Here is a 9,685-nt window from a genome sequence, read left to right as displayed (position 1 = left end):
CCAGATGCGCACCGAGGGCCACCAGATCGCCCTCGTCGTGGACGAGTACGGCGGCAGCGCGGGGATGGTGACGCTCGAGGCGCTGCTCGAGGACCTCGTCGGGCGCATCCGCGACGAGTACGACGCGCCCAACACCGCCGGCACGGACGGGGTCGACGGGTCGCTCGTGCTCGAGGACTGCAGCGTGGTGACGGTCAGGTATCGGAGCCCGGTCGCCTGGTCGAGCTGGGAGCCGTAGGCGGCGCCGAACACGAGGAGCATGACCACCGGGATCGCGAAGGTGAACACCATCGCCTTGACGTTGCGGAGCTGTCGGACGGTCTCGAGCGCCACGTACCGGAACGGCAGACGGCCGCGGACGGTCGGGCTGGTGCGGGGACGGTCGGGAGCCGTGGCGACGTTGGTGGTCGCGGTCGTGCTGGTCATGCGGAGACCTCCTGCGGGTCGGCGGTGATGGCGAGGAAGGCGTCGTCCATGGTCGAGGCGACCACCTGGACGTCGTGCACCTCGGGGAACGTGGTGAGCAGTGCACGGAGCGTGTCGTCACTGCGGTCGGTGCGCAGCGTGACGGAGCCGTGTCGTGCCTCCAGGCCGGTGACGCCCGGCAGGGCGCGGAGCGCGGGGTGTCCGTCGGGGCCGACCCCGTCGAAGCGGACCGTCCGGCTCGACGCGATGGCCTTGACCTCGGTCGGCGTGCCGTCGGCGACGACCCGGCCGGACCGCATGATGACGATGCGGTCCGCGAAGGTGTCGGCCTCGTCGAGGTGGTGGGTGGCGAAGACCACCGTCCGGCCGGCGTCGGTGAACTCGCGCATCGACGCCCAGAAGGTGTGCCGTGCCTCGACGTCCATCGCCGCGGTCGGCTCGTCGAGCACGAGGAGTTCGGGGTCGGAGACGACGGCGACCGCGAAGCGGGCCCGCTGCAGCTGCCCGCCGGAGAGCTTGGCGACCCGGCGGCCGGCGATCTCGGAGCAGCGTGCGCGGCGCAGGGCCTCGTCGACGGGCATCGGCATCCGGTGCGCTGCGCCGACGAGGGCGACCACGTCCCGGACGGTCATGTCCGGAAGGAGCGCACCGCCCTGCAGCATCGCGCCGACCCGGCCGTCGACGACGGCTCGGCGGGGATCGTCGCCGAAGAGCCGGACCTCGCCGGAGCCGGGGGCGGCGAGCCCGAGGGCCAGGTCGACCGTGGTGGTCTTGCCGGCGCCGTTCGGTCCCAGGAGCGCGACGACCTCGCCGCGCCGGACCGTGAGGTCGACGCCCTCGACGGCGTGCACCGCGCCGAAGTGCTTGTGGAGACCGCGCAGTTCGATGACCGCGTCGTCCTGGTGTCCTGTGCTGTTCATGCCACCACTGTCGCGCCGATCGGCCGCCGGCTCCGCTGCCGTCCGTCACGACGTCACCGTGACGATCGTCACGGTCGGGCCGGTCCGACCCTCCGAACGGGGGTCCTGTCCTCCGTTGTGGGTACGCGCCGGTCGCCGTCAGCGGGGTTACCGTGGTCAGCATGAGCCTCACCACCTCGTCGTCGATCGCCCACGCCTCCCCGGAGGCCCGGAGGGCCGCGCTCCTCGCCGCGCTCGACGTCGTCGAAGGCGGTCCGGAGGAGCGCTTCGAGCGCATCACCCGCATCGCGCGCGAGGCGTTCGGCGTCACCGGCTCGTTCCTGAACCTGGCGGGGGAGTCCGTGCTCACGATCAAGTCGCAGCAGAGCGACCAGCACTTCGGTCCGACGATCCCGCTGCAGGACACCTTCTGCGGACGCACCCTCGGCGAGACCGGTCCCGTCGTCGTCGAGGACGCCACCGCCGACACGCGCTACGCCGACATGCCGATGGTCGTCGACGACCCGAACGTCCGGTTCTACGCGGGCGTGCCGCTGCGGCTCGGGGACGACGAGGTCAAGGTCGGGACGCTGTGCCTCGTCGACCAGGTGCCGCGCACCCTGAGCGACGACGACCTCGCGCTGCTCGAGGAGCTCGGCGTGTGGGCCGAGCGCGAACTCGCCGCCGGTGCCGACGAGGACCGGCTGCGCGCCGTGCTCGCCGGACTCGAACCGGCCGCGGTCGCCCTGCCCGGGTACCGGATCGCCGGGATGAGCATCCCGCACGGTGTCGTGTCCGGCGACCTGCACGAGTGGCACCGCTCGGGGGACGACCTCGTGGTGACCCTCGCCGACGTCATGGGCAAGGGGATGTCGGCCGGACTCCTCGCGGCGAACATCCGCGGCGCGCTGCTCGCCCGCGGCGACGACCGCCCCGACGTCGCCGTCGCGGGCCTCGAGGCGCAGATCACACCGGACCTGGGCCGAGCCGAGTCGTTCGCCACGCTCTTCCACGGGCGGCTCGCGCCCGCGACCGGCCGCCTCGACTTCACCGACGCCGGGCACGGTCTCGTGCTGCACCTGCGGGCGGACGGGTCGGAAGCCGTGCTGCGGTCCTTCGACCTCCCGCTGGGCCTCCACCCGGCGGGGCTCGGACGGACCCCGGGCTCGCTCGACCTCGGCGCCGGCGACGTCCTCGTCCTGGTCAGCGACGGCGCGCTCGAGCTGTGGGACTCGACCCTCGCCTCGCTGTCCCGTCTGGGACACCTCTACCGGGAGGCGGCGGACATCGAGGACTTCCTGGCCCGGGTCCGCGCGCGGGCAGCCGAGCACGACCCCGGCGACGACCTCACCGTCGTGGTCGTCGCGCGGGACGCCTGAACCCTCACCGGCGCTCCGGCGTCGACCGGTGCTCGCGTGCCGGCTGCGTCAGGCGCCGAGGCGCTCGATGAGCTCGCGGTAGCGCGCCGCGGTGCGCTCCACGATCGTGTCCGGTAGCACCGGCGGGGTGCCCTGCCGGTCCCAGTTCGCGCTGAGCCAGTCGCGCACGATCTGCTTGTCGAACGACTCGGTCCGGTTCCCGGAGCGGGCGTCCCAGTAGCGGCTGGAGTCGCTCGTGAGGACCTCGTCCGCGATGCGGACCACACCGTCGGCGTCGCGGCCGAACTCGAACTTCGTGTCGGCGATGACCACGCCGTGCTCGAGCGCGATCGCGGCGGCCTCGGAGTACACCCGGAGCGACAGGTCGCGCAGCACCTCGGCGTCGTCCCGACCGACGAGCTCGACGGTCTGCTCGAACGAGATGTTCTCGTCGTGCTCACCCTGGGGCGCCTTGTACGCGGGCGTGTAGATCGGCTCGGGCAGCCGGTCGCCGTTCGCGAGGCCGGCGGGGAGCGCCACACCGCAGACGCTGCCGGACTCCTGGTACTCAGCCCAGCCGCTGCCGACCAGGTAGCCGCGGACGACGCACTCGACCGGGAACATCGCGAGCGGCATCACGTGCATCGACCGCGGAGCGACCTCGGCGGGCACGGGGGTACCGCCGCTGGTGGCGGGCAGGATGTGGTTCGGGACGTCCGACAGCCGGTCGAACCAGAACCGGGACAGCCGGGTCAGCAGCTCGCCCTTGCCGGGGATCGGCGGCTCGAGCGCGAAGTCGTAGGCGCTGACGCGGTCGGATGCGACGAGCAGGAGTTCGGTGGCGCTCGCGACGTCGTCGGTGCCGCTCGGCACGTACAGCTCGCGGACCTTGCCCGACGAGACGTGCCGCCAGCCCGGGACGACCGGGACCGCGGCGGTCACCGCGTGACCTTCGCGGCGATGTCGGTGCGGAACTGCGCGCCCTCGAGCGTGATGTCGTGCAGGCCGGCGTACGCGCGGTCGCGTGCTTCGGCGAAGTCCGCACCGGTCGCGACGACGCTGAGGACGCGGCCGCCGGTGGCGACGAGCTCGCCGTCGAGGAGGCCGGTGGCGGCGTGGGCCACCGAGACGCCCGGCCGGGCGCCGGCCGCGTCGATCCCGGTGATCCGACGCCCGGTCTTCGGGTTCTCCGGGTAGCCCTCGCTCGCGAGCACGACGGTGACGGCGGCGTCGTCACGGAACTCGGGCGCGGGGACCGAGCCGAGGCGGCCGGTGGCGGCGGCGAGCATGAGTCCGCTCAGCGGTGTCGCGAGGCGGGGGAGCACCACCTGGGTCTCCGGGTCGCCGAAGCGCGCGTTGAACTCGATGACGCGGACGCCCTGCTCGGTGACGATGAGCCCGCAGTAGAGCAGCCCGACGAAGGGCGTGCCCTCGTGCTCGAGGCGACGGACGGTCGGGAGCGCGACGAGGTCGGTGACCTCGGCCACGAAGGCCTGCTCCGATCCCCAGCGGTCGGTGAGCCAGGGCAGCGGCGAGTAGGCGCCCATGCCGCCCGTGTTCGGCCCGGTGTCCCCGTCGCCGAGGCGCTTGTAGTCCTGCGCGGGACTGAGCGGGCGGACGTCGTGCCCGTCGCTCAGGAAGAACAGCGAGACCTCCTCGCCGTCGAGGAACTCCTCGACCACGACGTGGCCGTGCTGCAGCCAGTACGTGGCGTGGTCGATCGCAGCCCGACGGTCCTCGGTCACCAGGACGCCCTTGCCGGCCGCGAGCCCGTCGGCCTTCACGACGTACGGGGCGCCGAGCTCGTCGAGCGCGGCGACGGCCTCGTCGACCGTGCCCGCGTACACCGGGCGGCCGGTCGGGACGCCCGCCTCGGCCATGATCCGCTTCGCGAACGCCTTCGAGCCCTCGAGCTGCGCGGCGGCCTTCCCCGGGCCGAACACCGGGATGCCGCGCGTGCGGACCGGGTCGGCGACGCCGGCGATGAGCGGCGCCTCGGGTCCGACGACGACGAGCTCGACGTCGTTCTCGATGGCGTAGTCGGCGACCAGCGCGCCGTTCGTCGGGTCGATCGAGACGGTCTCGACGTCGGCGGCGATGCCGGCGTTGCCGGGCGCGACGGTGATGACGTGCCCCGCCTGCTCCGCGAGGAGGGCCGTGACGATGGCGTGCTCGCGGGCACCGGAACCGAGGACGAGGATTCGCACCCGATCACCCTACCGAGCCTCGTGCCCGCGTTGCGATGCGGTTGGTCCGCGGCCGCTCGGTGCGAGGTTCCACGCTCCGTGCGAGGTCTGAGGCGCCGCACGGTGTGCGATTCCTCGCACCGCACGGGTCGCTAGCCTGTGGGCATGCCGCGCAGGACGATCGACGACGGGGACGGGCGGTCCGCGCTCGCGGCGGTGCAGGGCGGCAGCACGGCGCGGGCGGACGTCGCCACCGCCGTGCGGTGGACGCTGCAGCGCCTCGCGGAGGACGTGCCGGGCAACAGCGTGGAGGTCCGCGTCCCGCCGTACGCGGCGGTCCAGGCGATCCCCGGGCCGCGGCACACCCGCGGCACCCCGCCGAACGTGGTCGAGACCGACGCCGCGACGTGGATCGCGCTGGCGACCGGCACGCTCCGGTGGGACGAAGCGGTCGAGGCCGCCCGAGTGAGCGCCTCCGGCTCGCGCGCGGACCTCACGGGGTTCCTCCCCGTCCGCCTCGCCGGCTGATCCACGCCGGCGCGGTCACCCTGCGGTCGTGAGGTCCACCGAGCCGTGCGACCGGCGGACCACCCCGAGCACGACCGCACCGACCACGAGCACCACGGCGACCACCGGAGGGACCGTGAAGGCCGCTGCCACGACGACCGCACCCGCGCCCCCACCCGCGAGGGCGACGGCCCCGCAGCGTCCAGCGGTGACCAGCACGACGGCGGCGACACCCGTGGCGGCGGTGAGTCGTGCCTCCCGGCCGGTGCGGCCACCTGCCGGGACGCGCCGATCACCCTCGGGACGCGACCGGCCCCACCACACCACGGCGACGACGAGCAACGCGAGGAGGCCGAGCGCACTGGAGCCGTCCTGCACGAGCGCCCACACCGGGTGCCTGGCGACGCTGCCCCGCAGCACCGGGACAGCCTCCACGACCCACCCGTCGCGGTGCGAGCACGCGTCCCAGAGCACGTGCGTGACGCTCCCGAGCACGCACCCGACGAGCGTGGCGGCGACCCCCCGTGCCGACGATCGCGGTCGGGTCGTCCACCCCGTGGGGACACGGACAGCGAGGGCGGGCAGGGCGCGCGTCCACGCGGGACGGACCAGCCACCACCAGACCGCGACCAGGACGAGCGCGACGGCGAGGTCCACGGTGACGACGCCCGTCCACGAGTGGCTCACGGCGTACGGCGGCAGCGACGGCACGAAGAGGACCGCGTCCGGGGCCATCGACCCGACCGCGACGGCGGCGACGGGCAGCGGCGTCCGGCGGGCGGCGAACGCGACGACGGCGTGGCTCACGGTGAAGGGCACACGACGATGGTGGCCCGAGGAGCGGTCCGAGCGCGTCAGCCCGGGGGACGAACACCCGGCCGAGGAGATCGCTCGCCAGGCGAAGCGAATTAGGTAGGTCCTACCGATGTGCCCCGCGCAACCGGTTGCCTATCGTGGAAGTCGCCGGGATTCGGACCCGACCCGAACGGGTCCGAACCCGGCGACACCCACACGCTACGCGATTTTCGGCGAGCTGTGTGCACCATCCGGCGAGTCGTGCTGCATCCCGCAACAGATGCGCGCAAAGTGAGCGCTCCTTCTGCCGGGTGCGCGAACGGGGCAGACGTGCGGTACCGACCGGGCACGCCGATCCGAGCGGACGGCTCAGAGCAGCTCGACGAGCTCGGCCCGGGCGTGCAGGTCCCACTTCTGGAACACCCGCGACAGGTGCGCGTCGATCGTGCGGACCGACAGGCCGAGCGTCTCCGCGATGCGGCGGTTGCTCAGCCCCTCCGCCGCGAGCTTGGCGACCTCGTACTCGCGGTTCGTGAGCGGCGGCTTCGTGTGGCCGGCGCTCACCGCCATCCCGTGCGAGGCGAGGACGCCCTGCGCGACGATCACCCGCGGTCGGTCGCGGGCACGGACCGCATCCGCGTACTCGACGATCGCCCCCGCCAGCGGACCGTCCACCCGTTCCGCCGCGGCACGCATCCGGTCCAGCGTGGGACCGTCGTCGCGACCAGCCTGCAGGTCGATCGCGTAGTGCAGCGTGTGCCCGTACATGACGTGCGTCCACGAGCCGGCCGCCGTCGACCGCTCGATGACCTCGTCCATGTGGCGCGGACCCTCCGGGTTGCCGAGGATCCACTCCGTCCACGCGATCGACACCGCGACCTGCTCGCCCGTGATCCGCATCGCGCGGACCGGCGTCGTCCGGGCACGGTCCAGCGCCGCCGCGGCCTCCTCGAGCCGACCCGCGTAGGCGTACGCCATCGCCAGTCGTGCCCACGGGTACGCGGCGAACCCGCCGTGGTCGGCGATGTCGTAGCGCTCGCACGCCGCCGAGAACGCGACGATGGCGTCGTCCCAGCGCCGCTGTCCGATCGCGTGGTTGCCGTCCCCGATGAGCTCGAGGGTGAAGTCGTACATGAGGTACGGGCTCGACCGGCGGACCGGCACCTCGGTGAGGAGGTCGGCGATGTCCCCGCGCCAGACCTGCACCTGGTGGAGCACGGAGACGATCTCGCCGACGCTCCACGGCGCGTCCTCGAGGTTCACGACGGCGGTCTGCAGGGCCTTCCGTCCGAGGGTGGCCGCGTCGTCGAGCCGTCCGGCGGTGGCGAGTCCCATCACGGCGCACGGCGCGAGGCAGAGGAACCCGAGCGGCACGGTCGGGGCGTGGACGATCCCGGTGGCGTCGACCTCGGCGCGCACCTCGGCGAAGCGCCCGGCCCAGCCGAGGTGGGCGAGCCGCAGCAGACGGAGGCGCTCGGCGGCTGCGGGCCCTACACGCCGCACCGCCTGGTCGGTCAGGGCCACGGCGGCGTCCACGTCGTCGTCGTGGAACTGCCGGATGTTCGCGAGCGTCTCGCACGCCTCGATGACCGCGGCGTCCTCGACGTCGTCGGAGTCCCGGGCGATCGCCCACGCCGCCTCGGCGTCCGCCCGGCCGGCCTCGCGTCCGGCGCTGTAGGAGTGCGCCAGCGACCGCAGCACGTGCGCCGCGATCCGCTGCGTGCACGGCAGCGACGTCCGGAGTGCGGCCGAGGTCAGGGCGACGGCGCTCTCGAGCTCCTGCAGACGGACCGCGACCTCGGCGGCGTCGAGGAGCGCCTCGGTCGCGGGCAGCACGCCGCACTCGAGCGACCAGAGGGTGGCCCGGAGCCGTGCGGCCGGCGGGGCGCCCTCGGGCCGGTCCGTGCGGAAGGCGTTGGCGCGCGCGAACAGCATGGTCCGTCGGGCCACCGGGACGAGCGCCCGGACGACCTCGCCCACGAGCGGGTGCGACGGCCGGACGACCGCGGTGCCGTCCTCGGTCGAGTCCATCCGGACGAGCCCGAGCGCGACGACCCGGTCGATGTCCCCGCCGGCGACGAGCGCGAGGAGCCGGGGGAGCGGGATCGGGTCCGCGAGGGCGACGATGTCGACGACGTCGCGGAGGTCCTCGGGGAGCGTGCCGAGCTCCGTCCGGTACATGTCCGCGAGGCTGTTCGACGCGGTGACCCGGCCCCGCCAGTACCAGCCGGACGCGGTCTGCTCGAGGGCGCCGGACGCCAGGGCGGCCCGCACGACCTCCCGGACGTAGAGCGGGTTGCCGGCGGTCGCCCGGTGCACGCGCTCGGCCGAGGCGTTCTCGAGCTGGGCGCCGAGCGCCGTCGCGATGAGGTCCGAGGTCTCACGGAGGTCGAGCGGGGCGAGGTCGATGCGCTCGAGCAGGTCGTCCTGCCAGAGCGCACGGAGCGGCTCCGGCAGCGCCGTGAAGTCGCGGCAGGTGAGCACGAGCCGGGCGTCCTGGTGCCGGACGAGCCACGCGACGTACCGGGCGGAGATCGCGTCGAGGTGGTCGGCGTCGTCCACCCGGAGCAGCACGTCGCGGTCTGCGCCGCCGAGGGACCGGAGCCGCTCCTCGGCCTGGTGCTCGTCCGCGAGCTCGGCCAGGGTCGTCGGGAGTTCGCCGAAGTGGCCGGAAACCGCATCGAACGGCATCGACCGGCCCGCGGCGACCGCGGTGATCGGGACGACGAGCGTCCGACCGGACGCGTCCCGCCCGGCGACGCGGTCGGTGATCCGCTCCGCCGCGGTCGTCTTGCCGAGGCCGGGCGCGCCGACGAGGGCGACGCTCCACCGGTGCTCCGCGACCACCGCGACGGCCCGGTCCTCCTCGTGCCGGCGGGCGATCGGCCAGGCGATCCGGGCCGGCGGCCGTCGGTGCGGACCGGAACGGTGACCGCGCTCGGCGCGGCCGTGCTGCGTGCGTCCGCGCATGCCCGTCACCTGCCTCTCCGGTCGCCGCCAACCGTCAGGGGTGCCGGTGCGGTGCCGTCCATCCTGCCCGGTATCGCGTTCTGCGCACAGGCCGGAGCACGTCCCACAGTGGGGGACAATGGGGTGGTGAGCACCACCGACGGACCCGAAGAACGACCGGCCCCGAACGCCGTCTCCACCGCCGACGCGGTCACGATCCGACGTGCGCCGAAGTTCGGCGTCTTCATCGTCGGCGGCGCGGTCGTCGGGTTCCTCGTCACGCTCGTCGTCGTCTCGGCGACGATGAACATCGACCGAGGCGACCAGCAGGAGACCGCGAGCTTCGGCTCCCTGGTGGGGTACTTCTCGCTGTGGGGCGTGACCATCGGCGCGTTCGTCGGTGCCGTGGTCGCCGTCGTGCTCGACCGCGTGTTCGCCCGGCGGGCGGCGGAGCTCACCGCCGAGCGCGTGGACGTCGAGCCCGCGCCGGAGACGGTCGACGGCGAGATCGAGGAGCACGGCGACGACGTCGCCGGTCGCTGACGCGACCCAGGTCGGACGGGAG

8 protein-coding genes and 1 pseudogene are annotated in these 9,685 nt (G+C 73.9%); 3 read left to right on the top strand and 6 right to left on the bottom strand.

Annotated features, from left to right (window positions below; genetic code table 11):
- Positions 1–426 (bottom strand): annotated as a pseudogene (locus I59_RS23085) (hypothetical protein); the annotation flags it as partial.
- A complete protein-coding gene (locus I59_RS18445; RefSeq protein ID WP_022905143.1) occupies positions 423–1,346 on the bottom strand; it encodes an ABC transporter ATP-binding protein in 924 nt (307 codons plus the stop codon). The pseudogene I59_RS23085 and the gene I59_RS18445, both read right to left, overlap by 4 nt.
- 161 nt (positions 1,347–1,507) lie before the next feature.
- On the opposite strand from I59_RS18445, the gene I59_RS18440 reads away from it, so the two are divergent.
- Positions 1,508–2,704 (top strand): PP2C family protein-serine/threonine phosphatase, encoded by a 1,197-nt coding sequence (locus I59_RS18440; RefSeq protein WP_022905142.1) that lies wholly within the window; start codon positions 1,508–1,510, stop codon positions 2,702–2,704.
- Positions 2,705–2,752: 48 nt separating this feature from the next.
- On the opposite strand, the gene I59_RS18435 is transcribed toward I59_RS18440, so the two are convergent.
- On the bottom strand, positions 2,753–3,625 hold the full coding sequence (locus I59_RS18435) for a phosphoribosylaminoimidazolesuccinocarboxamide synthase (RefSeq protein WP_022905141.1): 873 nt from the start codon (positions 3,623–3,625) through the stop codon (positions 2,753–2,755).
- Positions 3,622–4,890: a phosphoribosylamine--glycine ligase gene (gene purD, locus I59_RS18430; protein WP_022905140.1), complete on the bottom strand. Its 1,269-nt coding sequence runs from the start codon at positions 4,888–4,890 to the stop codon at positions 3,622–3,624. Before purD ends, I59_RS18435 begins: the two co-directional genes overlap by 4 nt.
- 144 nt (positions 4,891–5,034) lie before the next feature.
- Here purD and I59_RS18425 point away from each other — a divergent pair, with 144 nt between their 5' ends.
- Positions 5,035–5,397 carry a sterol carrier family protein gene (locus I59_RS18425; protein WP_031274612.1) on the top strand — a complete coding sequence of 121 codons (363 nt, stop codon included), beginning with the start codon at positions 5,035–5,037 and terminating at the stop codon, positions 5,395–5,397.
- Between the two features lie 15 nt (positions 5,398–5,412).
- Here the strand turns inward: I59_RS18425 and I59_RS18420 are convergent, their stop codons facing one another.
- Together I59_RS18420 and I59_RS20480 are read right to left on the bottom strand one after the other, a co-directional pair.
- The gene (locus tag I59_RS18420; RefSeq protein WP_022905138.1) at positions 5,413–6,195 is read right to left on the bottom strand and encodes a DUF4184 family protein; all 783 of its coding nucleotides are present in this window, start codon (positions 6,193–6,195) and stop codon (positions 5,413–5,415) included.
- Positions 6,196–6,540: 345 nt separating this feature from the next.
- A complete protein-coding gene (locus tag I59_RS20480; protein WP_022905137.1) occupies positions 6,541–9,141 on the bottom strand; it encodes a LuxR C-terminal-related transcriptional regulator in 2,601 nt (866 codons plus the stop codon).
- Positions 9,142–9,267: 126 nt separating this feature from the next.
- On the opposite strand from I59_RS20480, the gene I59_RS18410 reads away from it, so the two are divergent.
- Positions 9,268–9,663, top strand: coding sequence for a hypothetical protein (locus tag I59_RS18410; RefSeq protein WP_148286313.1), 396 nt, complete (start codon positions 9,268–9,270; stop codon positions 9,661–9,663).
- The last annotated feature ends 22 nt before the right edge of the window (positions 9,664–9,685 follow it).

The sequence above is a fragment of the Curtobacterium sp. B8 genome, from assembly GCF_000333315.1.
Taxonomy (GTDB): Bacteria; Actinomycetota; Actinomycetes; order Actinomycetales; family Microbacteriaceae; genus Curtobacterium; species Curtobacterium luteum.
This window is presented reverse-complemented; position numbering and strand designations above follow the sequence as displayed.